Raw genomic sequence first — 25,903 nt, forward strand, 5'->3', positions numbered from 1 at the left:
TACCCCAACGAGCCTTTATGCAGAAAAGGAATTTCTAATGAACGAAAAACAACAAACCATTTCCAGATCAGTATCCGTAACGGGAGTGGGTTTACATACGGGTGTAGTTGCGACGATGACGTTCGTTCCGGCGCCAGCCAACCACGGATACAAGTTCCAGCGCGTCGATTTACCGGATCAGCCTATTGTAGACGCCGATGTGGACAACGTGGTAGATCTTTCAAGAGGGACCACCATTGAGCAGAACGGAGCCCGCATTCATACGGTGGAGCATACGCTCGCTGCTTTAGTAGGATTACAGATTGATAATGTACTGATCCAGCTTGACGGCCCGGAGCCTCCCATTATGGATGGCAGTTCGATCAAATTTGTAGACGCGCTGCTTGACGCAGGGATTGAAGAGCAAAATGCCTACCGCAATTACTTTGAAGTTCCCGAATACGTACATTATATCAATAAGGAAAAAGACACAGAGCTGGTCGCGTTACCGCTTTCTGATTACAGGCTGACGGTGATGGTTGATTATAACTCAACCGTGATCAGCAGCCAGCACGCTTCTTTAAATGATATTACCTTATTTAAAGATGATATCGCAGAATGCCGCACGTTTGTCTTTTTGCATGAGCTGGAAGCATTGTACCGCCAGAACCTGATCAAAGGAGGCGACCTTACCAATGCGATCGTGATCGTGGACCGCGAGGTACGCGATGGTGAGCTGGATCATTTGTCACAACTTTTGAACAAACCAAAAGTGAGTGTCAACAAATCCAAGGGGATATTGAATAATGTAGACCTGCATTATCCCAACGAAATGGCCCGGCACAAGCTGCTGGACCTCATCGGTGACCTTGCTCTGGTAGGGCGACCGCTGAAAGCGCAGATACTTGCTGCACGTCCCGGGCACGCAGCGAATGTAGCGCTGGCTAAAAAGATCAAGAAACTGATCAAGTCCGGAAAAGGAGATATTCCACAATACGACCCGAACAAAGCGCCGATATTTGACATCAATCAGATCGGTAACCTGCTGGCGCACCGTTATCCTTTCCAAATGATCGACAAGATCATCGCCCTGGACGAAAACAGTGTAGTAGGGGTGAAAAACGTAACGATTAATGAGCAGTTTTTTCTGGGACACTTTCCTGGAAACCCCGTTATGCCTGGCGTTCTGCAACTGGAAGCGATGGCGCAGACCGGCGGGATCCTGGTACTCACAAGCGTTCCGGATCCTGATAATTACTGGCCTTATCTGATAGGTATAGACGCCTGCCGTTTCCGCCGTAATGTTTTCCCTGGTGATACCGTTATTTTCAAATGCGAGTTTACTTCTCCGATGAAAAGAGGTATCGTAAAAATGAGTGGCCGTGGATACGTCGCGGGCCAACTGGTATGTGAAGCTGATATGATAGCAAGCCTGGTAAAGAAAAAATGACACCAACCTTAGCATATATTCATTCTGACGCGAAAGTCGCTCAAAATGTTGAGATTGAGCCTTTTGCCATGATCCATTCCGATGTTGAGATTGGTGAGGGTACCTGGATCGGCTCACACGCTGTAATCAATTCGGGCGCGAGGATCGGCAAAAATTGCCGGATCTATCCCGGCGCTGTTATTTCCGCAACGCCGCAGGATCTGAAGTACAACAATGAATACACACTTACTGTTATCGGCGACAATACAACGATCAGAGAGTATGCAACTATCAGCAGAGGTACAGAAGAGCATTGGAAAACCGTTGTAGGTTCCGATTGCCTCATAATGGCCTATGCACACGTTGCACACGATTGCCGGGTTGGTAACAATTGTATCGTTGGGAATAATGTGCAAATGGCTGGCCATGTACACGTCGGTGATTGGGCCATTGTGAGTGCGTTAAGTGCTGTACATCAGTTTGTTAAGATAGGAGCTCATTCGTTTGTCTCAGGTGCTTCCCTGGTCCGCAAAGATGTGCCTCCATTTACAAAAGCAGCGCGGGAGCCTATTTCCTATGTGGGTATCAACTCCGTAGGTCTCAGACGCAGAGGGTACAGCAATGATAAGATTGTAGAGATCCAGAATATTTACCGTTACATATTCATGCGCGGGCTGAATAATGCCGAAGCTTTGCAAAAAATAGAACTGGAACTTCCGCCGTCAAATGAGCGTGACGAGATTATCAATTTTGTTCGGAATTCAGAACGAGGTATTATGAAGAGTCCCTTTCAAACCAACGGGGCAAGCGAGACAGAAGCTTAAACAATATCAATACGAAAAACGCCGGATCGTGCACTGCCCCCCAAAAGTTAGACACTTCTTGGGGGTATTTTTATGGGTAAAAACAGAAAACACAGTGCAGAGTTGAGGTTAGCGGTTGTAAAATCTTATTTAGGCGGAGGTGGTATTAATGAATTGGCCAGACGCTTTGGGATTACTAGGTCCTGTATACAGAAATGGGTGGGACACTATAAACAAGGCGGCGGTTCAAGTCTTTTGCCGCAATACGGGCGCGATTACACAATAGAATTTAAGCAACAAGTTGTGTTCGCTTATCAGAAACAGGGTTTATCTTTGAATGAGTGCTGCTTCAAATTTAAAATACCCAGTAAAAGTACTTTACATGTTTGGGTCCGGCAGTATGAGCAGTTTGGTATAGATGGTTTTAGCACGGCCCGTGGCAGGCCCAGGTCTATGAAAAACAAACCCAAGATCATAAAAACATACGGTCCATTGACCCGGTTAGAGCAGCTCGAAAACGAAAACCTGCGCCTGAGGGCAGAAAATGACTTGCTAAAAAAGTTGGATGCCTTAATCCGCCAGAAGGAAGCTGCGCAAAAGAAAAAGCGTTGACAATCCATGGGTTAAGGCAGAAATATCCGCTTGAATTGCTTTTGGAGCTCTTTGAAATACCCAGGAGCAATTTCTACTACCATATTAAAAATAGCGCTCAGGCCAGCAAGTATAAGGAGGCGAAAAAGCAGATCAGGCAAGTTTACGATCGGCATAAGGGAAGGTTCGGCTACCGTCGCATCACAATGATGATCAGGAAGATGGGCAGCGAGCTCAACCATAAAACGGTCTTAAAGCTGATGAAGTCCATGGGCCTGAAATCGTTGATCCGTCTCAAAAGGTACCGCTCTTACAAAGGCCAGACAGGCAGGGTTGCGCCCAATATTCTCAACAGGGATTTTAAATCTGAAAAACCATCACAGAAATGGGCGACGGATGTCTCCGAGTTCAGGGTGAAAGACAAAAAACTTTTTCTGTCTCCTATTATTGACCTGTTTAATGGAGAAATCATCAGTTACAACCTGTCCGAATCAGCTAATTTTAAGCAAGTAACACAAATGCTCGAAACGGCATTTAAAAAGATCAATAAGCCAGAAAATCTGGTACTGCATTCCGACCAGGGCTGGCAATACCAAATGAGTAAATATCAAAAAATACTTGAATCGAAGGGTATTATCCAAAGCATGTCCAGAAAAGGCAACTGCCTGGACAATGCGATTATTGAAAACTTTTTTGGCACCATTAAATCAGAGTTGTTCTACCTGAACAAATACCAAAGCACCGACCAGCTGAAAGAAGACATCAAGGAATATATCGACTACTACAACAACGACAGGATCAGGCTTAATTTAAATGGAATGAGCCCGGCACAATACCGGGCTCATCACACTAATCGTTAAATTATAAAACGTCCAACTTTTGGGGTTCAGTCCATCGACCGGCGTTTTTTTTATGCTCCAACCGTAACGATATCACCCTCGCGCAACGTAGCCAATATCTTGGCTACGGCATTTTGACCGAACATAATCTTGTTATTGAATTTTCGAAAGGTAGCCAGGGTTTTAAGTGGTTCCGGGCCTTTTTCAGCTGTCTGTGGGTCGATTGTCGTGAGTACGCAGCGGGCGCAGGGTTTGACTATTTCAAAAGTCGCAGCACCGATATTCACATTCTTCCATTGATCTTCTTCGAATGGCCTAGTTCCGGAGATTACAAAATTTGGCCGAAAGCGCCGCATAGTAATTTCACTTTCGAGCTTTGTATTCAGTTCCTGCAATGAAGCTTCCGAAATAATCAGGAATGGGTATCCATCTGCAAAACTTACGATTTCACCATTTTTTGCATATTTCGGATCGGCTTTTCTTTCGGTATTCTCAGGCATTTTTACCAGTTGCGCTGGAAAACCGAGTTGCTCACTCAACCACTGATCCGCCTCATTAGAAACCGTAACAGCTTCCACCACATCATCCCAGATCGTGACTGTTCGGGGGTGAGAAGTAACTGGCTGGAATGGTACTGTAAATGCATTGTCCGGCTCTGTTCGGTTTAGGATTTTTAAGCCTTCGCTGGTCACATAGACATCTATCAGGGCCATTTTGGGCAAAGTGCGCTGCGTGACGAACTTATTGTTTTCATCGATGATCATCCAGCGGCGATCTAATTGCAGTCCTCTTTCTTCCATTTTCGCCTCACTGAGCCGGATTCCGCCCAGTGATTTTACAGGATAGATCCAGATTTCTGAAAGGTGCATATGCAGATGTGTATTTTATTTAATGGTCATTCAATTCAAAAATCCATTCTCGCAAGCGGGCTCACTGTCTGATCGCAAAAATCGCCTTCGATGAATTTATAATGCGCCGCAATGGCGATCATCGCCGCATTGTCGGTACAGTATTCAAATGCGGGGATATAAACATTCCAGCGCTGATTCTGGCCCATTTCTAAAATGGATTTGCGCAGGCCCGAATTTGCCGAAACACCTCCTGCGATCGCGATCTCCTTAATTCCGGTTTCCCGGGAAGCTTTTTTTAGTTTTTTCAATAAAATATCAACCAGCGTATACTGAATACTGGCACATACATCAGCTATATTTTCGGTGATGAACGCCGGATTTTCGCGCACCTGTTTTTGTAGAAAATACATAAAAGACGTCTTGATACCGCTGAAAGAAAAGTCCAGGCCGGGCATTTCAGGAAGTGGAAATGCGTAGGCGTTCGGATCACCTGCTGCGGCATATTTATCGATCAGCGGGCCACCGGGGTAGGGAAGCTCAAGTAGTTTGGCGGTTTTATCAAATGCTTCTCCCACTGCGTCATCGCGTGTTTCTCCTATAATTTCCATTTCCAGCGGCGACGAAACTTTTACGATCTGAGTATGTCCGCCACTTACAGTCAGACATAGAAACGGGAATGCAGGTTTGGGGTCATCGATGAAATGCGCAAGTACGTGCGCCTGCATATGATTCACCTCGATCAGCGGGATGCCGAGCCCCAGCGCCATGGATTTGGCAAATGAAGTACCTACCAGCAGCGCGCCCAGCAAGCCCGGTCCACGCGTAAAAGCAATGGCATCCAGGTCTTTTTTTGTTACTTTTGCGTCATTCAACGCTTTGTCTGCTACTGGTAGAATATGTTGCTGATGCGCACGCGATGCCAATTCGGGCACTACTCCTCCGTAAAGGGTGTGAATGAGCTGCGTAGCAACAACATTGGAGCGGATTTCCCCGTTAGTGATTACGGCCGCGGAGGTTTCGTCACAAGAAGATTCAATGGCGAGGATGGTCATAACTATTGAATTATTCACAAAATTAAGCATTAACAACAAGATAAGCAGTATTGCCTGCGAAGCTGTAATATGTTTAAATTCTTGAGGGCCCTAGGCAATGGTTTAATTGTGGTGATGATCTTCGCCCTGCTGGCGCTCGGGATCCTGACCATTGCGCTCCAGCTTACCTCAGTACAGACCTGGGCCGTACAGGAAGCAGCCGACCGCATTTCCGGAAAGCTGGGCTATCCCATTACGATTCAAAAAGTCAATATCAAGTGGTTTGATGTGGTTTCTCTGGAAGGGGTGTCGGTTAAGGATACCAGCCAGAAGGATATGATCGACGTGGGCCGGATTGATGTCAATCTCGATCTGCATAATATCATCAACAATGCCGCCCGGGAAATATACCTCGACGAGGTGAATGTATTTCAGCCCCAAGTACGTCTTGCCATTGTCCCCGAGTCGGGCTACCTTAATATCGATGGCTTCATCGAAAAGATCAACGAGCTGACTGCCCCCGCAATACCGAGGCCCGCCAATGCTCCCGAAAACAATATCCCTTTTATAATAGGTAAATCGAAAGTGATCGACGGCACATTCAGTTACGACGATCCCCGCAGGCCCAGGGATAGAGGCAAAAGGGTATTCGATTATTCTCACTTCAAGCTGAATCACCTTTATGGCGACCTGAAAAACTTCCTGGTGCAGGGTGATACAATTTCTTTTGTGGCCAAAAACCTCAAAACCATTGATGCGCAAACCGGATTGGAAATGCACGATCTGGATACACGTTTTTTGTTTTGTCAAAAGAAAATGGAGCTGAAAGAACTGGATGCGCATATTGGAAACTCCCGCCTGAAAGACGAGGTGGTTTTTTTCTACAACCGCTCCGGCGAACTGGGTGATTTTAATCATAAAGTCACAATGAAAGGGCACCTGGTAGGCAGCCACGTGGATTCCCGGGACCTTGGCCTTTTCTCCAGTTACGTCGATGCGCTGGACGAAACGTGGAGGATTTCAGGGGATTTCAATGGGAAGGTGGATGATTTTGTGGTGACAAATACCGATCTGCATTTTGGCAAGGCAAGCCGGCTTGTCGGGAGCCTTGGTTTCAAAGGTTTACCGACGATCGAAGGCGTGCAAATGGATATCAGGCTCTCACTTTCCAAAATCGAACCGGCAGACCTGATCCAGTATTACCCCGAGTGGGATATGCATTCTACGCTTCAAAAATTTGGATTGACACTGCTTGACGGGAGCTTTAAAGGTACACTGGGTGATTTTTCGGTAACTGCCAATGCGTCGTCTGCAATGGGCGAAGTGGCCGGCGATCTTGTTTTCCATATTGCTGACCCCAAATCCACCACCTATTCAGGCAAAATCCAGACTAACCGCTTTGAGCTGGGAAAGTTGCTTGATCGCGAAGACACCTGGCAGCAGCTTGATTTTGAAGGTCAGGTATTTGGAAAAGGGCTGGAACTTCAGTTTGCTACCACCGATATGAATGCGCTTGTTGGCAGAGTGGGGTTCCGGAATTATGATTACAGAAATATTAGATTAAAGGGAAACCTTCAGAATCAGTATTTCAACGGGCTCGTGAGTGCCAGAGACACCAATCTGGTGTTGAACCTGGAAGGCGAATTTGATCTTTCGAAACAGCAGAATGCGTTTGATGTTCAGGGGACTATCGAAAGGGCAAATTTAGGCCAGCTGGGTTTTACCGCCGACTCCATTACGCTCAGCACACAATTGAATGTAAATGTAACCGGGAATACTGTCGACGATTTAACCGGGGATGCCAGACTGCTGAACACCTATATGTTGATGACCAATCGGGAGCGGAACCTCGTCATTGACACGCTTACATTTTCGTCGCGAAAACAAGCTCAAAACCGGATATTAAGATTAGACAGTGAATTTCTGTCCGCGAAGGTGGAAGGTGATTTTATGCCTACCCGCTCGTGGAAGGACCTCACCCGTTTGATTGACGAGTATAAATTGTATTTCTTCGAAAATGAAGCGAACAGGGCTCAGTATTATGCAAAAAAACCCGTCCAGGCTATCCAGGCCAGGTACCAAATCGAATATGAGGTCGAAACCAGAAACCTCTCACGGTTCCTGGCGTTTTTAAATCCGGATATCTACATATCAAAGGGCGCGAGGGCAGAAGGTGTTTTTAGAATGGATAACACCGCGATACTGACCATGAATGCGATTTCTGACACGTTGCGTTACGGGACAAATCAGTTTGTGAATTCAGAGTTGGATGTCACTACTTCCAAATTCGTTAACAATGCCGAGGTACTTGCATCCATATTGGTCACTTCCGATCAGCAGCAAATCAGTGTACTTGTCCCTACCGAAAAACTCGAACTGGAAGGTACCTGGGATGAGGACCATATCGATTTCAACGGCGCGATTCGCCAGGTCAGGAGTACCAACAAGGCCAATCTGGCGGGGGAAATCCGTTTTCTGGCAGCAGGGTTTGATGTTAATTTCAAAGATTCCAGGCTCAGTTTGCTGGAAGAACAGTGGACGGTTCCTTCGCAGAGCGTAATTTCAATTGCCGGCAAAGAAATATCACTGTCTAATGTAGGTCTTGTAAGTGGTAAGCAGCGCATATTTTTAAACGGAAACGCCTCTGAGAATCCGGAGAAAAGCATGTTGCTGGATATCAAAAATTTTCGTCTGGGTAGCCTTAACCCTGTTTTGAATACAAAACTTGCGGGTATTATGGACGGGACTGCCCGGGTCAAGGACGTTTACAACAGTGTTATCCTGGATGCGAGTTTTAATATCGAAAGCTTAGGTTACGCGCAATACGAATTCGGTAATCTGTCGGGAACCGGGGATTGGGACCAGATTACGAGTGAGTTGCAGGTAGACGCACAGCTGAGCAAGAATGCGCGGCGGGTGTTCAACCTGGTAGGATCTTATCGCCCCAAGCTGGCTGAAAACACATTAAATCTGAAAGCGATTTTCAACCACATTGATTTTAAGGCACTCGAACCTTTTGCGGACGGGCTTGTATCGGATATCGGTGGCAGTGCGCAGGGAACTGTGACGATCAAAGGCAAGGTGGACTCGCCGGTGCTGGAAGGATCCCTGATGGTTGAACAGGGGCGGATGAAATTCGATTATTTACAATCGGTATTTCATTTTAATGACAAGATTAATTTTACAGAAAGTGAAATAACGGTGAACAATATCGTCGTAACTGATGGTGACGGGAACACTGCGCTGGTACGCGGAGGTGTATTTCACGATAGCTTTAAATATTTTTCGCTGGGTTTCAATGCAGACCTCCGGAACTTTAAAATCCTGAATACGAATGCGAAAGACAACAGCATTTTTTATGGTACCGCCTATGTAACAGGTCCGGTGGCTGTTTTTGGGCCTATTAATAACCTGAATATCGAGGCGAATGTAAGTAGTAACAAGGGCACGAAAATATATATTCCCCTCGACGGAGCAACCGAGGTGGCTACCCAGGATTACATTCAGTTTGTGAGCAAATTGCCAGCCGTTGACAGTACAGCAACCACCAATTCCGATTCAATCAGCCGTAGCCAGGTCGCAGGTGGGATTAAAATGGATTTCAACTTTAACCTAACCCCGGAGGCAACCTGCGAGATCATTTTCGACAGGCAGACCGGCGACATTTTGAGAGGAAACGGTTCCGGAAGGCTAAGTCTGAATATCGATACCCAGGGCGATTTTACCATGGCGGGGACATATGAAATTGAGCGTGGAGAATACAATTTCACGTTGCAAAATGTAATTAACAAGAAATTCAGTATCAAGCCGGGCAGCCGTATTGTGTGGTCGGGTGACCCTTACGGGGCTATTTTGGATGTAAAAGCGGGTTATACCCAATTGGTTTCGCTTGCGGGCGTTTTGCCCAATACCAGTACTGTGGCTACAACCAATGATGCGCTTTCAAGGCGATATCCCGTAGAGGTGACGATTGGATTATCGGACAGGCTGATGGCGCCGCAGATCCGCTATGATCTCAAAATCCTCGATAATCCTTCTTTAAACACTTATCGCGGACAACTGGAAGCTTTTCAGAACAAACTTAAATCCGATGAACAGGAACTGAGCCGGCAGGTGAGCAGCCTTTTGGTAGTGAACCAATTACTACCGGAAACCAGCCTCGCAACAGTGGGCAGCCAGAATTTTCTGGGCAGCAGCATTAGCGAACTGGTTTCTAACCAGATCAGCCGATGGGCATCGGGGATTAATGAAAACCTGGAAGTGGGTGTTTCGGGCCTGTCCCTGGATCAGAATGCATTGAATAACCTGCAACTGCGCTTTTCCTACCGCTTTTTAAATGACCGCTTCCGGGTAACCAGGGATGGAAGATTTACTTCCGGTGCCCAAAACCAAACAGGCGCCACTGCCTACGATGCAGCTAGCCTGCTGGGAGAATGGACGCTCGAATATTGGCTGAACAGCAGAGGTTCGGTGCGGGTAAAAGCTTACAACAGGAACGTTCAAAACCCGCTCTCACTGAATAACACGGTCACAACCGGTGGTGTAAGCATGCAGTTTACGCGCAGTTTCAATCGTTTCAATGTAATGCCTAAACCTTCGGTGACGATTCCGTATGTAGTCCCGGTCGATTCTTCCCGCCAGGATACTACGGGTAGAAAAATGATTTCAGAGAAGAATTCTACACGTTAGCACCCGCCGACAAACCGTGTTTGATCGTGTGGATACGCTCATTAAACTGTAAAGCAGGGAAATCAATGCCCGGGACACAGGTTGCTTTCAGATAATCCATAACCTCCTGCGGATGCGGCACCCGTTTTCCGGTTTCAATGCTGATGTGCTTTGAAGTTGTCCAAAGCATTGTTTTCAGTTCTGTTCTCAGATCGTTGGTCATGAAATATTCAGTCACCATCGTGTCTTCATTATAGTGTATCACACGGGAAGTAATCCGTACCCACTCGCTGATCAATGCCGGCCGCACGTAGGCGATCTGGTGCTGGTACACTACCCAGCTGGTTCTGAGCTGCCGGTACATCGCTTCATAACTGAATCCGTATAGCTTCGAAACCTGATCTTCACGTGCATTAAAGAAGTATTCAAAGTACTTGGAATTATTTAGATGCATGAGCGGGTCGCAATCCTGAAACCGGATAATTACGCGCGATTCCGCCTCAATAGGCATGTCAGATAAGTCGGTATTGAAAAGCATTTTCTGATATTTTTTGTTAGCAAAAAACGGTCACTCTCCCCGGTACCTCACAGCCAGCCCGCTCAGGATATATCCCTCTTTTTTGACACTTGTATAGTATTTGTAAGTCACATTTATCAGTGCGTCGGCACCGATTTTCTGTGCTTTGATGACCAGTCTCGCTGTCAGGAGCTCCTTTGTTTTAGCATCGTTTCCCCGATACATCATTCTTTTGTCCTTTGTCTGCCGGTCAGTAAGTGTGTCTTCGCTGCTGATTTCCACCACGCCGATTTCGGAATAAGGCCTTTCGACCGGCTGATTTTCGTACAATACTTCAATGGGATATTTGGTATTGGTAGAGATGGGAATACCTCCGCCGGCGCAGCTGAGCAACAAGGCAGCCACGATGGTAATGAGGGCGTAATTGGGGATTTTATTAAATGTCATTATACCTTAAACTGATTTTAAACCTATACACATAAAGGTTTGCAAAATGTTGCAAAACCCGCCTATACCTTTTATCCGTAACCCGTTGTTTCAGGAATTATTCTGAAGTATTTTCAAGCATTGTAAATCTAATCCAATTCATTCTGATATGGTCATGAATTCTAAAAGAAAGATGGTCAGCGTGATGCTGGCTGCGCTGCTGTCTGTTCCGGCGCTGGCACAAAACCTGCCGAAAGGGGTTACAAAAGTAACTTCGGTTGAGGGTATTACAGAATATAACCTGGAAAACGGCCTGAAAGTGCTGATGTTTCCCGATCCATCCAAGCCAACCATTACAGTCAATGTTACTTATCTGGTAGGTTCGCGTCACGAAGGTTATGGTGAAACGGGTATGGCGCATTTGCTGGAACATCTGGTATTCAAAGGCTCTCCCAAACACCCGAATATACCACAGGAACTTACCGAGCACGGAGCCCGGCCAAACGGAACTACCTGGTACGACCGCACCAACTATTTCGAAACTTTTTCGGCTACCGAAGAAAACCTGAAATGGGCGCTAGACCTGGAATCAGACAGAATGGTGAATTCTTTTATTGCTAAAAAAGACCTTGACAGTGAATTCAGCGTAGTCAGGAATGAATTTGAATCCGGCGAAAACAGCCCTTTTGACGTGTTGATGGAGCGGGTAATATCGGGAGCCTATCTGTGGCACAACTACGGAAAATCGACGATTGGAAACCGGTCTGACATTGAGCGCGTACCTATTGAAAATTTACAGGCATTTTATAAAAAATACTACCAGCCGGACAATGCCGTCGTGACGGTGGCGGGAAAGATAGACGAGGCGAAAACAATTGCGATGGTCAATGAGTATTTTGGTAAAATACCGAAACCGACGCGGGTGCTCCCAAAATCCTACACTGTGGAGCCTGTTCAGGACGGGGAGCGTTTTGTGGAACTGAAGCGTACTGGTGATGTGCAGTTTCTGATGGCATTGTATCATATCATGCCTGGCTCACACGCCGATTATCCTGCGATGGAGGTATTGACCGAGTTGCTCACCACCGAGCCAAACGGAAGACTTTACAGAAACCTCGTCAACACCAAAAAAGCATCTTCCCAATTTGGGTACAGTTTCCAATTGTATGATCCGGGCTTTGTTCTTTTTGGCGCGGAGATATTGAAAGAAAAATCGCTGGACGAAGCGAAACAGGCACTCGTGGCCACGCTGGATTCTGCTGCGATCCTGAAACCTTCGGCTGAGGATGTGGAACGCGCCAAAACGACCATCCTGAAAAACTGGGACCTGGAATTCAGGAACTCGGAGCGCGTGGGGCTTAGTATCAGCGAATCTATTGCGACTGGCGACTGGCGGCTTGCATTTCTTTTCCGCGATAACATTCGTAAGGTGACGCCGGAAGATGTTGCCAGGGTGGGTAAAGATTATTTTAAACCTTCCAACCGCACGCTGGGTACATTCATTCCCGACGCCAAACCGGTTCGGGCTGAAATCCCGGAAGCTCCAAATGTGCAGGAACTGGTAAAAAATTACAAAGGCGAGGCGGTAGTAGCAGAGGGAGAAGCATTTGATCCGTCCCCAGCCAATGTGGAATCGCGCACGGCGAGGACCGAAAAGCCGAATGTGATTGAAACAGCCTATTTGCCAAAGAAAACCAGGGGTAATGTAGTGGCGGCGCGGGTTACGCTTCGTTACGGGGATGAGAAAAGCCTGGCTAATAAAGCGACGATCTCTGACCTGACTGGTTCAATGCTAGACAAAGGAACGAAAACCAAGACACGTCAGCAGGTTAAAGATGAATTCGACAAACTGAAAGCCAGGGTGAGTTTTTTCGGAGCCGGCAACCAGGCAGGAGCTAATATTGAAACAACAAAGGAAAATTTGCCAGCTGTATTGAAACTGGTAGCTGAAGTATTAAAAACGCCGGCATTCGATGAAGGTGAATTTGAAAAACTGAAACAGGAAGAACTGGCCGGCATTGAATCACAGCGCAGTGAGCCACAGATGATCGCATTTAACCAATATCGCCGGATTACAAACCCCTATCCAAAAAGCGACATCCGCTATGTAGGTACGTTCGACGAGGATGTGGAGAGCATTAAAGCGACTACGATCGACGAGATCCGGGCATTCCACAAAGATTTTTACGGTTCAAATAATGCGTCTGCAACCATAGTCGGCGACTTTGACAAAGCCGAGGCAGAGAAAATTATCAATACTGAATTTGGCAGCTGGAAAAGCGCGAAACCATTTACACGGATCGCCTCGCCGTACCAGCCTGTAAAAGCCGAAAATAAAGCTTTGGAAACGCCAGATAAAGCAAATGCAATGTTCGTAGCCGGAATGGGAATGCCTTTGCAAGATACCGATCCCGACTACCCCGCGCTGATTATGGGTAACTATATGCTGGGCGGCGGCTTCCTGAACTCGCGACTTGCAACGCGTATCAGGCAGAAGGACGGGCTGAGTTATGGCGTAGGTTCGCAATTCTCGGCAAGCTCGCTCGACAAGAGCGGTACTTTTATGTCGTATGCAATCTATGCACCTGAAAACGCACAAAAACTGGAAGCAGCTTTCAAAGAGGAGATTGAAAAAGCATTGAAAGACGGGTTTACAGCAGAGGAATTGAAGGCGGCAAAATCGGGCTATTTGCAATCGCGGCAGGTGGCGAGGTCGCAGGACGCGTCGCTGGCTGGTACTTTGACCAATAACCTTTACCTTAATCGTACCATGCAGTGGGATGCTGATTTTGAGAAAAAGATCGAGGCACTAACTCCCGAACAGATCAAATCGGCATTTAACAAACACATTGATTACAATAAGCTCGTGATCATCGAAGCGGGGGATTTTGAAAAGTCTAAAAAAGGCGCTGCTGCTACTGGCGCGCCTGCCCAGCTGGGGGGGAGTGAGAAAAAATAAGGGTATTTAAACAGAACAGAAAACCGGTTGCAAATTGCGCCGGTTTTTCTGCTTTACAAGGCATACATTTCTAACTTTGCCAAATCTTCTTTAAATCTATCAGTACGAAAGAAATGCTCATGAAACATATTTCATCCCTTGTTTTCGCTTTGTTACTTGCGGGAATATGTCATTTTCCGGCCAGCAGCCAGACCAAAGCAAAAGCCGCAGCCCCGGCAACCAAACTTGCGCGCCCGAAACTGGTTGTAGGCATGATGGTCGACCAGATGCGTTACGATTATTTGTACCGCTACTACGATAAATACAGGGAAGGCGGCCTTAAAAGGTTGATGAACGAGGGTTTTAATTGCCGGAACAACCATTACCAGTATGCGCTTACCGTGACTGCAGCGGGGCATTCTGCGGTTTACACAGGCTCACTGCCGGCGATCAATGGGATTATAGGGAATGAATGGTACGACAAAGCATTGAAAAAAGGAGTGTATTGCACCGAAGACAATACGGTCGCCACAGTTGGCAGCAGTAACGTGACCGTAGGGAAAATGTCGCCGCGCAACTTATTAGTAAGTACAGTCACCGACCAATTGCGTATTGCTACCAATTTTCGCTCGAAAACGATTGGTGTGGCAATCAAAGACCGGGCGTCGATTTTACCGGCCGGGCACGCGGCGAGCGGAGCTTATTGGTTCGATTCCAAGACGGGCAATTTCGTCACGAGTACCTATTATATGGAATCCCTTCCAACGTGGGTGACTGATTATAATAACCTGAAAAAGCCTGCGGAATATGCGGGGAAGGGTTGGAATACCTTGTTTCCGATTGATCAATATACCCAAAGCAGCAAGGATGATGCGATTTGGGAAGGCAAGCTTAGTTCCAATGACAAAACTACTTTTCCGCATGATCTTGTGGGGAACGCGGGCGATGCATTCGGGCCTGTGATCACTTCTCCGTGGGGCAATACTTTAACCAAGGAAATGGCGGTTGCGGCGATCAAAGGAGAAAATCTGGGAAAGGGCGCGGATACTGATTTTTTGGCTGTGAGCTTTTCAACACCCGATCGCATTGGCCACACTTTCGGGCCTAATTCAGTGGAGCAGGAAGATAACTATATCAAGCTCGATCAGGAATTTGCTGATTTCTTCAATTTTCTGGACACCTGGGCGGGCAAGGGAAATTATACCGTTTTTCTGACGGCAGATCACGGTGCGGCAGATGTACCCGGTTTCTGGCAGGACCACAAATTACCCGCCGGCACCATGACCGGGACTGTATTAACCCGCGCTATTGTAAAATCTTTGAATGATGCTTTTGGCGAAGCAGAGTACATTTCGGGTTTTGAAAACTATCAGATCTATTTTGATAACAAGGTACTGAAAGAGAGAAAGGTTACAGTTGCCGATGCTTATCGGGTTATCCGTGAAGCGGTATTGGCAGTGAATGGAGTTGCTGACCTAATCAACCTGACAGAGATAGGGAAAGCCCCTCTGAACTCCTACCAAGTGGAACTGTATAAGAACAATATCAATGCAAGAAGGAGCGGAGATTTGCAGCTGATTATGCAGCCAGGCTGGTTTGCCTCCACATTTGCCACCGGCACCGACCACGGTACTCCTTACAACTACGATACGCACGTTCCATTTTTGCTTTACGGCTGGGGTGTGAATAAAGGCGAGACACTTCGCAGAACCACGATTGCCGATATAGCGCCCACAATCGCCGCCTTGCTGCATATTCTGCCTCCGAGCGGAAATGTAGGTAACCCGGTTGAGGAAGCTTTGAAAAAGTAGAACTGCATTGCCGGAGATCTTTTGAATACCATTTTAAATCTAAATCCTTTAAGTGTGAAAAAAATTATCCTTTGCCTGCTGGTAGCCTTTGCTGCAAATGCGCAAACAAAGAAAGCGGCAACTAAACCGGGCACGATCGCCCGCCCGAAACTCGTAGTGGGGATCGTGGTCGACCAGATGCGTTACGATTACCTGTACCGATATTACGATTCTTATACGGAGGGCGGTTTTAAGCGGATGATGAATGAGGGATTCAATTGCAGAAATAACCATTATCCCTACGCGCTGACTGTTACCGCAGCCGGTCATGCTTCTGTGTATACCGGCTCTGTTCCGGCAATAAACGGGATTGTGGGTAATGAATGGTTTGATCCTATTGCAAAGCAGGAGGTTTATTGTGTGGAAGATAGTACTGTAAAAACAGTGGGCAGTACGACGGGTAGCGTTGGTAAAATGTCGCCTAAGAATCTGCTAACCAGCACCGTTACCGATCAATTGCGCATTGCAACCAACTTCCGCTCCAAAACGGTAGGTGTCGCAATCAAGGACAGAGGCTCTATTCTGCCTGCCGGGCACACTGCCAATGCTGCTTACTGGTTTGATTCTAAAACGGGAAACTGGGTGAGCAGTACCTTTTATATGGACGATCTCCCGCAATGGGCGAAGGATTACAATGCGAAGAAAATGCCTTCTGAATACCTGAAAAAGGGCTGGGACCTGCTTTTGTCGGCGGATAGTTATGGACAAAGTTCGCCGGACGATGTGGCTTGGGAAGGTAAGTTGCCGGGGGCTAAAAGGCCTGTGTTTCCGTACGAATTGGCCGGGTATGCGGGTGATGCATTTGGTGTTGTGGCAGATACACCCTGGGGTAATACCATCACCAAGGAAATGGCCATTGAGGCTGTGAAAGGTGAAAAGTTGGGAAAAGGTGCTGAGACGGATTTTCTGGCGATCAGCTTTTCTTCGCCCGACAAGATTGGTCACAGGGTAGGACCTAATTCAATAGAGCAGCAGGATGATTATATCCGGCTCGACCGCGAGCTGGCCGATCTGTTCAATTTCCTCGACGGTTACGTTGGTAAAGGGCAATATACCGTATTCCTTACAGCCGATCATGGGGTGGTAGACGTCCCGGGTTTCGCAGCTGAGCATAAATTGCCATCCGGGCTTGTGGATAGAAAAGTCCTGACCAAAACCGTCACCGAGGCGTTGAATGAAGCATTTGGGAAAGAAAAGTATATTGTAAGCACGGATAATAATCAGCTTTACCTGGATCATGTATTGTTGAAAAACAAAAAACTTACTGTGGCAGATATTGCGCGGGTCGTGAGAGAATCAGCGCTGACTGTCCCGGGAATTGCTGACGTGATCGATCTGACTGATATGGGAAATGCGCCACTGAATACTTATCAGCTCGAACTTTACAAAAATAATGTGAATGCAAAAAGGAGTGGAGATATTCAGGTACTTGCACAGCCCGGCTGGTTTTACGGAACATTTACCGGTACCTCGCACGGAACACCGTATAACTATGATACCCACGTCCCCTTCGTGCTTTTTGGTTGGGGTGTAAATAAAGGCGAAACCTTAAAGCGGACTTATATTTCAGATATTGCCCCTACTATCGCTGCATTACTGCATATTCTGCCCGGAAGCGGGAATGTTGGGAATGCGGTGGAGGAGGCGTTGAAGAAGTGAGGGTGGCTGTTGGCTGTTGGCTTTTAGCTATTAGCTTTTAGCTTTTAGCTTTTAGGAATTTGGCTTTTAGGAATTAGCTGTAGCAAATATTAATTATTTGCTGCTATTGCGAACATCTGTAAGCTAACTCCTAAAAGCTAAAAGCTAACCGCTAATAGCCAACAGCCCCTACGATTCCTCCACGATCAGCACAATCCCTTCTGTTTTCTTGATCACTACCTTACTTCCCGCGGGGATTGAATTGTGGTTGTTTGCCAGCGCTTTCCATTCTGCGCCGCGGTAGTATATTTTGCCCTCTCCATCATTTGGAATATCCTTAATGACCATCGCCGTTTCTCCTACAAACTCTGAATATCCGGAATCGCCGGTACGTTCAAGCAATTTTCGGGCGTGTTTGCGGAGTACAAGTAAAGAGATAAGTGAAATAGCCGAAAATGCGAGGATCTGACTTTCGGTGGTTGGCAATACGCCCAGTAATGTTAGCAGCGAAGTTAGTAAAGCTCCGATCGCGAAGAATACAAAGACCAGTAAGATACTTACCAGTTCCGCCAGAAGCATAATCAGTCCGACGATCAGCCATATTTGTGGCAGCGATAAGTCCATACTATTTTTTCGGTTCTGATGATTTAACAACAGTCAGGGCGGTAGCGATCAGCGAGCTAACGTCGGCCAGGTTCGCCGGCAGGATGAGGGTATTGCCTGCTTTGGCCAGCTTGCCAAACTGTTCCACATAATTGTCGGCGACTTTCAACTGAACAGCCTCCAAACCGCCTTCTGTATTGATAGCCTGTGCCACAAGTCTGATACTTTCAGCGGTAGCCTCGGCAACCGATCGGAGTGCGGCAGCTTCCCCTTCGGCCTCATTAATTTGGCGTAACCTCAAACCTTCAGATTCCAAAACCACTTTTTGTTTCTGACCTTCTGCTACATTAATAGCGGCCTGCTTTTCACCGTCCGACTGCAAAATCACGGCCCGGCGCTCACGTTCAGCCTGCATTTGTTTTTCCATAGCGTTCAAAACGCTTTGTGGCGGCGTGATATTTTTGATCTCATATCTTAAAACCTTCACTCCCCAACCAATTGCGGCTTCGTCGATAGACTCTACAACTGCGCGGTTAATCGTCATACGTTCTTCAAATGTTTTGTCCAGATCCAGCTTACCTATTTCACTCCGCATGGTAGTCTGAGCCAGCTGAATTACTGCAAAAGAATGATCCGCGATTCCGTAAGCCGCTTTTTTTGGGTCAATAACCTGGATAAATATCACGCCGTCCATCCGGACCTGTACATTGTCACGGGTAATACAGATCTGTTCGGGAATATCTATTGCTGTTTCCTTTAAAGTATATTTATATGCGATCCGGTCGAAAAAGGGGATGATGAAATTGATTCCCGGCTGAAGTACTGCATAAAATTTGCCTAAACGTTCAAGAATATAGGCAGTTTGTTGTGGGACTACCTTCACGGTCATCAGGATCGTGAATACTACGAGCACCAGCAATACTATCAGTGAAGTCGTCATGATATTTAGTTAAGGTTCTGTGCGAAAATAGCCATTCCAGTATAGGGTTGCAACGGTTGTTATATCAATGCGACAGAAAATTGCCTGTCGGTTACCAGGCAGGATGGGTGGCATTGGAAATATTAATCTTTCAATATTTCTTTTGATATTACCATTTTTTGAATTTCACTGGTACCCTCTCCGATAGTGCAAAGCTTACTGTCCCGATAAAATTTCTCTGCCGGATAATCCTTTACAAAACCATAACCGCCAAAGATCTGAACCGCTTCATTGGCAACCCGGACCGCAGTTTCCGACGCATGATATTTGGCAGCGGCACTGGGAAGTGTAACCTTTTCACCGGCATCTTTTAATGCGGCCGCATGGAAAGTGAGCAGGGTGGAAGCCTGAATATCCGTATACATATCAGCCAGCTTGAACGCGATTGCCTGGAACTCGGAGATTGCCTTACCGAATTGTTTCCGTTCTTTCGAATAGGCCAATGCAGCTTCATAGGCGCCCAATGCAGTTCCGACAGACAATGCGGCGATCGAGATCCGGCCACCGTCGAGCACTTTCAACGACTGTATAAAGCCGTCACCAATTTCACCGAGCCGCTGGCTGTCAGGAATATGGCAATCCTCGAACAAGAGTTCGACAGTTTCGGATGCGCGCATTCCGAGTTTATCCTCTTTGCGGCCGGCAGTGAAGCCTTTTGTTCCCTGGTCGATAATGAAAGCGGTCGCGCCATGCTTGTCACCGGGCTCTCCGGTCCTGGTAATCAAAACAGCTACATCGCCGGTTTTTCCGTTTGTTATAAAATTTTTGGAACCATTGATAATCCATCCATCGCCGTTTCTGACAGCTGTTGTACGCATATTACCAGCATCGGAACCGGTATTAGGTTCTGTTAGCCCCCAGGCGCCGACAAACGCCCCGGTCGCAAGTTTGGGAAGGTATTGCTGCTTCTGGGCTGCATTTCCGAACATGCAAATGTGGTTGGTGCATAACGAATTGTGAGCGGCCATGGATAATCCGACGGACGGATCGGCCTTTGAAAGTTCAATAATCGCCGTGACATACTCTTTATACCCAAGCCCGGAGCCGCCATATTCCTCAGGAACCAGCATGCCCATCAGCCCCAATTCACCCAACTGGCTGAAAATTTCTCTCGGGAAATGCTGCTGTTCGTCCCACGTCCTGATATTAGGAGCGATTTGAGCGGACGCAAAATCGCGCACCATATCTTTAATAAGGTTGCACGTTTCTTCCCGTTGCGCGTGTGTCTGATCTGATTTTACCGAATCCATAGTGTTGGTGATTATTTATAGTGACCAATGATAATGAGAATTAGATAAATACACTAGCCATATACGAACAAATCACGATCGTGCCGGTGAACATTCATGGAAAAAAATTACTTTTGCAACCGGTTGCGTTGTTCATACTTGAATAAATCCAATCCATTGCTCTCAATTAGTTACTCACGGTATAGGTTATATAACAATTATCACATTTTATGAAAATCGCAGTTGTTGGAACAGGTTATGTTGGTTTAGTTACAGGTACTTGCTTCGCCGAAACAGGCAACCAGGTTACATGTGTTGACATTGATGTAAGAAAAGTCGAGATGTTGCAAAAAGGGGAGATCCCGATCTACGAGCCTGGCTTGGACGTACTTTTTGATCGCAACGTTGCCGAAGGCCGCCTGATTTTTACTACCGATCTTGTGGAAGGTATCAAAGGAGCTGAGGTTATTTTTCTTGCGCTGCCGACACCTCCCGGTGAAGACGGTTCTGCCGACCTTAAATATATCCTGAAAGTAGCTAACGATCTGGGCCCTATTCTGGATCAGTATGTAGTTATTGTTGATAAAAGTACAGTTCCTGTGGGAACAGCTGAAAAAGTAAATGCTGCGATTGCCCAAAACGCAAAAGTCGATTTCGACGTAGTCTCCAACCCGGAATTTTTAAGAGAGGGTGTTGCAGTGGAAGATTTCATGAAGCCTGACCGCGTTGTGGTAGGTACAACTTCCAGCAAAGCCAAAAAGGTAATGGAGAAACTATATGCTCCACTGGTAAGACAGGGTAACCCGGTGATTTTTATGGACGAGCGCTCTGCCGAAATGACCAAATATGCGGCTAATTCGTTCCTGGCTATGAAAATTACTTTCATGAATGAAATAGCGAACCTTTGCGAAAAAGTGGGCGCAAATGTGGATGATATCCGTCGTGGTATCGGTACCGACAGCCGGATCGGCAAGCGTTTTCTTTTTGCAGGAATCGGTTACGGCGGAAGCTGCTTCCCGAAAGATGTACAGGCTTTGGCTAAAACTTCAAAAGACTATAACTACGACTTCCGCATCCTGAAATCAGTCATGGATGTAAATGATGATCAGAAGAAGAAATTGCTTCCAATGATCAAAGAATATTTCGGCGGGGACCTGAAAGGAAAAACAATTGCTGTCTGGGGATTGGCCTTCAAACCTTATACAGATGATATCCGCGAAGCTCCTGCATTGGAAAACATAGAGGCATTTCTGGAAGCTGGTGCAAATGTAACAGCTTACGATCCTGAGGCGATGAACAATGTAAAGGCGGTATTGGGTGACAAGGTTACTTTCTGCCACACACCTTATGCAGCACTGGATGACGCGGATGCATTGGTTATCTTTACAGAATGGCCGCAATTCCGCACACCCGAATTTGAAAAAATGGGTAAGCTGCTTAAAAACCGGGTAATTTTTGACGGTAGAAACCTTTACGAGTTGGATCAAATCCGTGAAATGGGTTACACCTATTACAGCATTGGCCGTGAGAAAGTGGTGCCGGCCTGATCAAAATTGTTTAAATCAAACTTAGCTCATTCTTAATGAAACGTGTATTAATAACCGGGGCCGCAGGTTTTTTAGGCTCACATCTCTGCGAACGGTTCTTGAAGGAAGGAATGTATGTGATCGGTATGGATAACCTGATTACAGGCGATATGCGTAATATAGAGCATCTGATGCCGGACCCAAATTTCGAGTTCAATCATCATGATGTCACCAAGTATGTTCACATTCCTGGCGAGTTGGATTATATCATGCACTTTGCTTCTCCCGCCAGCCCGATCGACTACCTGAAAATCCCGATCCAAACCCTGAAAGTAGGAGCAATGGGAACGCACAACCTGCTTGGGCTTGCCCGCGTAAAAAAAGCACGTTTCATCATTGCATCCACTTCGGAAGTTTATGGCGACCCTCTGGTGCACCCGCAAACGGAAGATTACTGGGGACACGTTAACCCGATCGGGCCGAGAGGCTGCTACGATGAAGCGAAGCGTTACCAGGAAGCGATCACAATGGCTTATCACCGCTACCATGATCTGGAAACGAGGATTGTCAGGATATTTAATACCTATGGCCCGAGAATGCGTTTGAATGACGGACGTGTATTGCCTGCATTTATCGGACAGGCTTTGCGAGGAGAGGACATTACTGTGTTTGGCGATGGTACGCAAACACGTTCATTCTGCTATGTAGATGATTTGGTAGAAGGTATTTATCGTCTGTTGATGAGCGACTATTCGCTGCCTGTTAATATCGGGAACCCTGGCGAAATCACAATTGGTCAGTTTGCAGAAGAAATTATCAAGCTGACATGCACGGATCAGAAAGTGGTTTATAAACCGCTTCCGCAGGACGATCCGAAACAACGCCAGCCGGATATTACCAAAGCAAGAGAAATACTGGGCTGGGAGCCAAAAGTATCGCGCGAGGAAGGTTTGCGCATTACTTATGACTACTTCCGGAATCTCCCGAAGGAGCGGCTGTACGAAGAAGCCAATCACAGAGGTTTTGAAGGATTCAGCGCTGCAAAATAGTTATAAAGCAGAAAAACCCGCAATTCGCGGGTTTTTCTGCTTTATAACATAATGGTTGGTACTAAACTTCCATAATCTCTTTTTCTTTCGCATTGAAGATCTGCTCGATTTTGGTTACAAAACCGTCAGTCAGTTTTTGCACGCGGTCTTCACTTACCTTTATCAGGTCTTCTGCAACTCCTTCCTTGGTTAGTTTCCTTAGGGAGTTATTTGCGTCCTGACGAATATTGCGGATATTGATTTTTGCTGTTTCGATTTCGTTTTTAGCTCTCTTTACCAATTCCCTTCTGCGCTCTTCATTTAAAGGAGGCACTGAAATCCGGATCATTTCTCCATCATTAGAAGGGGCGAAGCCCAGATTTCCATTGCGTATCGCTTTCTCGATTTCGTTGATGATTTTCTTTTCAAAAGGCCTGATCGCAATCGTCCTTGCATCAGGCGTGTTGATGGTAGCAACATTCTGCAAAGGAGTCATTGAACCGTAGTATTCGATCTGAAGACCTTCCAGCATTTGTGGCGATGCTTTTCCGGCCCGAATTTTACCCAACTCAATGATAAGGTGTTTGATAGCGCCTTCCATGGTGTCCCTGGCGTCGTCCAGATATAATTCTATTTCTTCCATTGTTGTATATAGATATGCTATTCTGCTAGTTGGAAATAAGCGTTCCGACATTTTCTCCCATCACCAGATCATACAGGTTTCCTGGTTTGTTCATGTCAAAAACGATAATGGGAAGGTTGTTTTCCTTACAAAGTGTGAAGGCCGTCAAATCCATGATTTTCAGATTCTTTGACAAAGCCTCGTCAAAAGTCAGTTTGGAATATTTGGTAGCAGTAGGGTCTTTTTCGGGATCGGCTGTATAAACGCCGTCGACACGGGTACCTTTTAAAACTACCTCCGATTCGGATTCGATGGCGCGCAGCCCAGCAGTAGTGTCAGTCGTGAAGTATGGATTTCCAGTTCCTGCTCCGAAGATCACGACCCGCCCTTTTTCAAGATGGCGAATAGCACGGCGACGGATCAGAGGCTCGCAAACCTGTTCCATTTTAATAGCCGACATCAGGCGTGTCTGAATACCATGTTTTTCAAGAGAGCTTTGGATCGCCATTCCATTGATGACCGTCGCCAGCATGCCCATATGATCGCCCTGCACCCTGTCGATACCGGATTTTTCTACCGAAGCGCCCCTGAAAATATTACCGCCTCCAATTACGATTGCGATCTGGACCCCGACATCTGCGATCCTTCTGATTTCTTTTGCATAAATGTCAAGAATGTTGAAATCAATCACCTGGGCCTTGTCGCCTCCGTTAAGGGCTTCACCGCTTAATTTAAGTAATAAACGTTTGTATTTTGGTTCGGGCATGATTGTGATATCGGTGTTTTCGGTCGTAAAAATAAGCGGACAGAGTTCAGATTACCAACTTATTTATTGAAACTCCATTAATACCTGGTTTTTTTCAACAATTTCACCGGGAGCTACTTTCAATGATCTGATGGTGCCATTTCCGGAAGATTTGATGACATTCTCCATTTTCATCGCGACCAGCACAAGCAAAATGTCCCCTTTGCTGACCTGATCACCTTCCCCAACAGCTACCGATTGAATAAGCCCTGGCATAGGTGCTTTGACATTATTGACCTTTTTAGAGTCGCTGTTTTGCAGGCCCATTCCTTCCAGCAGCAGGTCGAGCCGATCTTTCGCAGTCGTAAAATATTCAGCTCCGTTGATCAGCAGCCGGAAAGATTTATCAGCAGGGTTACTGCCCAGTATTTCAATGTTATAAGATTTATTTTTCCAGATCAAATGGTACAGGTTTTCTCGGATCTGCACCATATCGCCATCAAAGAGCGACTCGCCGATCAGCCAGCCTTCCGGCTTTTTATCGATGGTTACCACCCTCGCTTCATCGGTCGCGGACGTGTTTTCAACAGGAGCATCGTTAGCAACCGTTATTTTCAACATAGGATTTCGCTGTAATCGTTGGCGACCTCTTTTAAAATATAATCCAGCTCCTCGAAAGTCATCGCCTCAACCAGCCGCATCCGGTAAGGTTTGAAATGCTCCATCCCTTTAAAGTAATTAGTATAATGCCGGCGCATCTCAAAAACACCCGCGACAGGTCCTTTCCAGCGGATGGAAAATTCGAGGTGCCTGCGGCATACATCCACACGCTGCTCGATTGTAGGCGGGGCGAGCTTTTCGCCGGTTCGCATATAATGCTTTATTTCGTTAAAAATCCACGGATTACCGATCGTCGCCCTGCCGATCATGATACCGTCTACCCCGAAACGGTTCCTGTATTCCAGGGCCTTTTCCGGCGTATCTACGTCGCCATTTCCGAATATTGGAATAGTTATCCTTGCGTTCTCCTTAATTTTGGCGATCAAAGTCCAGTCGGCCTCGCCTTTGTACATCTGCACCCGCGTACGGCCGTGAATGGACAATGCTTTTATTCCTATATCCTGCAGGCGTTCCGCTACTTCCTGCACATTCTTGGTATTCTCATCCCAGCCCAGCCGCGTTTTGACTGTCACCGGCAAATGCGTGGATTTGATCACTGCCTCAGTCATTTTTACCATCTTAGGGACATCCTGCAGCAGAGCCGCCCCGGCACCGCGACAAGCAACGTTCTTCACCGGGCAGCCATAATTGATGTCGATCAGATCGGGGTGTACCCTCGAAGCGATTTCGGCGCAGGAGCCCATGGTTTCGACGTCGCTTCCAAAAAGCTGAATGCCTACCGGGCGCTCGTATTCAAATATGTCCAGCTTTTGCACGCTTTTTGCCGCATCCCGGATCAATCCTTCCGAGGATACAAATTCAGTGTACATCAGATCCGCCCCGTTTTCTTTGCAAACCGCCCTGAAAGGAGGATCGCTTACATCTTCCATAGGTGCAAGGAGCAGTGGAAAATCGCTCAGTTCTATATTTCCAATCTTGACCATTTCTGTT

21 protein-coding genes are annotated in these 25,903 nt (G+C 46.7%); 10 read left to right on the forward strand and 11 right to left on the reverse strand.

What is annotated here, in order from left to right; translation table 11 throughout:
- Positions 1-37: 37 nt before the first annotated feature.
- The 4 genes from FXO21_RS15050 to FXO21_RS15065 all read left to right on the forward strand — a co-directional run bounded on the left by FXO21_RS15050 (position 38) and on the right by FXO21_RS15065 (position 3,662).
- On the forward strand, positions 38-1,429 hold the full coding sequence (locus FXO21_RS15050; protein ID WP_149640840.1) for a bifunctional UDP-3-O-[3-hydroxymyristoyl] N-acetylglucosamine deacetylase/3-hydroxyacyl-ACP dehydratase: 1,392 nt from the start codon (positions 38-40) through the stop codon (positions 1,427-1,429).
- A complete protein-coding gene (lpxA, locus tag FXO21_RS15055; RefSeq protein ID WP_149640841.1) occupies positions 1,426-2,232 on the forward strand; it encodes an acyl-ACP--UDP-N-acetylglucosamine O-acyltransferase in 807 nt (268 codons plus the stop codon). Before FXO21_RS15050 ends, lpxA begins: the two co-directional genes overlap by 4 nt.
- 72 nt (positions 2,233-2,304) lie before the next feature.
- Positions 2,305-2,823, forward strand: coding sequence for a helix-turn-helix domain-containing protein (locus FXO21_RS15060; RefSeq protein WP_149638667.1), 519 nt, complete (start codon positions 2,305-2,307; stop codon positions 2,821-2,823).
- A gap of 41 nt (positions 2,824-2,864) precedes the next feature.
- Positions 2,865-3,662 (forward strand): IS3 family transposase, encoded by a 798-nt coding sequence (locus FXO21_RS15065; RefSeq protein WP_229245209.1) that lies wholly within the window; start codon positions 2,865-2,867, stop codon positions 3,660-3,662.
- Positions 3,663-3,712: 50 nt separating this feature from the next.
- Here FXO21_RS15065 and FXO21_RS15070 read toward each other — a convergent pair whose 3' ends face one another.
- Both FXO21_RS15070 and tsaD read right to left on the reverse strand, forming a co-directional pair.
- Positions 3,713-4,510: an MOSC domain-containing protein gene (locus FXO21_RS15070; RefSeq protein ID WP_149640842.1), complete on the reverse strand. Its 798-nt coding sequence runs from the start codon at positions 4,508-4,510 to the stop codon at positions 3,713-3,715.
- 35 nt (positions 4,511-4,545) lie between these two features.
- Positions 4,546-5,544 carry a tRNA (adenosine(37)-N6)-threonylcarbamoyltransferase complex transferase subunit TsaD gene (gene tsaD, locus FXO21_RS15075; RefSeq protein ID WP_192579225.1) on the reverse strand — a complete coding sequence of 333 codons (999 nt, stop codon included), beginning with the start codon at positions 5,542-5,544 and terminating at the stop codon, positions 4,546-4,548.
- Positions 5,545-5,658: 114 nt separating this feature from the next.
- Between tsaD and FXO21_RS15080 the strand changes: the two genes are divergently transcribed.
- Positions 5,659-10,212, forward strand: coding sequence for a translocation/assembly module TamB domain-containing protein (locus FXO21_RS15080; protein ID WP_225865701.1), 4,554 nt, complete (start codon positions 5,659-5,661; stop codon positions 10,210-10,212).
- Here FXO21_RS15080 and FXO21_RS15085 read toward each other — a convergent pair.
- Positions 10,202-10,729: an acyl-CoA thioesterase gene (locus tag FXO21_RS15085; RefSeq protein ID WP_149640845.1), complete on the reverse strand. Its 528-nt coding sequence runs from the start codon at positions 10,727-10,729 to the stop codon at positions 10,202-10,204. The genes FXO21_RS15080 and FXO21_RS15085 overlap by 11 nt on opposite strands.
- Before the next feature lie 30 nt (positions 10,730-10,759).
- Complete coding sequence (locus FXO21_RS15090) at positions 10,760-11,155, reverse strand: hypothetical protein (protein WP_149640846.1); 396 nt, start codon at positions 11,153-11,155, stop codon at positions 10,760-10,762.
- Positions 11,156-11,309: 154 nt separating this feature from the next.
- Here FXO21_RS15090 and FXO21_RS15095 point away from each other — a divergent pair, with 154 nt between their 5' ends.
- From FXO21_RS15095 to pafA (FXO21_RS15105), 3 genes are all read left to right on the forward strand, one after another.
- Entirely contained in the window at positions 11,310-14,093 is a 2,784-nt protein-coding gene (locus FXO21_RS15095) for a M16 family metallopeptidase (protein ID WP_409014752.1), read from the forward strand.
- A 119-nt stretch (positions 14,094-14,212) separates the two neighbouring features.
- A complete protein-coding gene (pafA, locus tag FXO21_RS15100; protein ID WP_149640848.1) occupies positions 14,213-15,883 on the forward strand; it encodes an alkaline phosphatase PafA in 1,671 nt (556 codons plus the stop codon).
- 54 nt (positions 15,884-15,937) lie between these two features.
- On the forward strand, positions 15,938-17,581 hold the full coding sequence (gene pafA / locus FXO21_RS15105; protein ID WP_149640849.1) for an alkaline phosphatase PafA: 1,644 nt from the start codon (positions 15,938-15,940) through the stop codon (positions 17,579-17,581).
- A 168-nt stretch (positions 17,582-17,749) separates the two neighbouring features.
- Here the strand turns inward: pafA (FXO21_RS15105) and FXO21_RS15110 are convergent, their stop codons facing one another.
- The 3 genes from FXO21_RS15110 to FXO21_RS15120 form a co-directional block, all read right to left on the reverse strand.
- Entirely contained in the window at positions 17,750-18,184 is a 435-nt protein-coding gene (locus tag FXO21_RS15110) for an NfeD family protein (protein WP_149640850.1), read from the reverse strand.
- 1 nt (position 18,185) lies between these two features.
- The gene (locus FXO21_RS15115) at positions 18,186-19,103 is read right to left on the reverse strand and encodes an SPFH domain-containing protein (protein WP_225865702.1); all 918 of its coding nucleotides are present in this window, start codon (positions 19,101-19,103) and stop codon (positions 18,186-18,188) included.
- A 122-nt stretch (positions 19,104-19,225) separates the two neighbouring features.
- Entirely contained in the window at positions 19,226-20,392 is a 1,167-nt protein-coding gene (locus FXO21_RS15120; RefSeq protein WP_149640851.1) for an acyl-CoA dehydrogenase family protein, read from the reverse strand.
- A gap of 209 nt (positions 20,393-20,601) precedes the next feature.
- On the opposite strand from FXO21_RS15120, the gene FXO21_RS15125 reads away from it, so the two are divergent.
- Positions 20,602-21,918, forward strand: a complete 1,317-nt coding sequence (locus FXO21_RS15125) for a UDP-glucose dehydrogenase family protein (protein ID WP_149640852.1) — start codon at positions 20,602-20,604, stop codon at positions 21,916-21,918.
- A 35-nt stretch (positions 21,919-21,953) separates the two neighbouring features.
- Entirely contained in the window at positions 21,954-22,946 is a 993-nt protein-coding gene (locus FXO21_RS15130; RefSeq protein ID WP_149640853.1) for a UDP-glucuronic acid decarboxylase family protein, read from the forward strand.
- Positions 22,947-23,007: 61 nt separating this feature from the next.
- Here the strand turns inward: FXO21_RS15130 and frr are convergent, their stop codons facing one another.
- The 4 genes from frr to dusB form a co-directional block, all read right to left on the reverse strand.
- Positions 23,008-23,568, reverse strand: a complete 561-nt coding sequence (gene frr, locus FXO21_RS15135; protein ID WP_149640854.1) for a ribosome recycling factor — start codon at positions 23,566-23,568, stop codon at positions 23,008-23,010.
- 25 nt (positions 23,569-23,593) lie between these two features.
- A complete protein-coding gene (pyrH, locus tag FXO21_RS15140; protein WP_149640855.1) occupies positions 23,594-24,313 on the reverse strand; it encodes a UMP kinase in 720 nt (239 codons plus the stop codon).
- Between the two features lie 63 nt (positions 24,314-24,376).
- The gene (locus FXO21_RS15145) at positions 24,377-24,913 is read right to left on the reverse strand and encodes an acetyl-CoA carboxylase biotin carboxyl carrier protein subunit (RefSeq protein WP_149640856.1); all 537 of its coding nucleotides are present in this window, start codon (positions 24,911-24,913) and stop codon (positions 24,377-24,379) included.
- Positions 24,907-25,896 (reverse strand): tRNA dihydrouridine synthase DusB, encoded by a 990-nt coding sequence (dusB, locus tag FXO21_RS15150; protein ID WP_149640857.1) that lies wholly within the window; start codon positions 25,894-25,896, stop codon positions 24,907-24,909. Before dusB ends, FXO21_RS15145 begins: the two co-directional genes overlap by 7 nt.
- Positions 25,897-25,903 lie beyond the last annotated feature (7 nt).

The organism is Dyadobacter sp. UC 10 (genome assembly GCF_008369915.1).
GTDB lineage: Bacteria > Bacteroidota > Bacteroidia > Cytophagales > Spirosomataceae > Dyadobacter.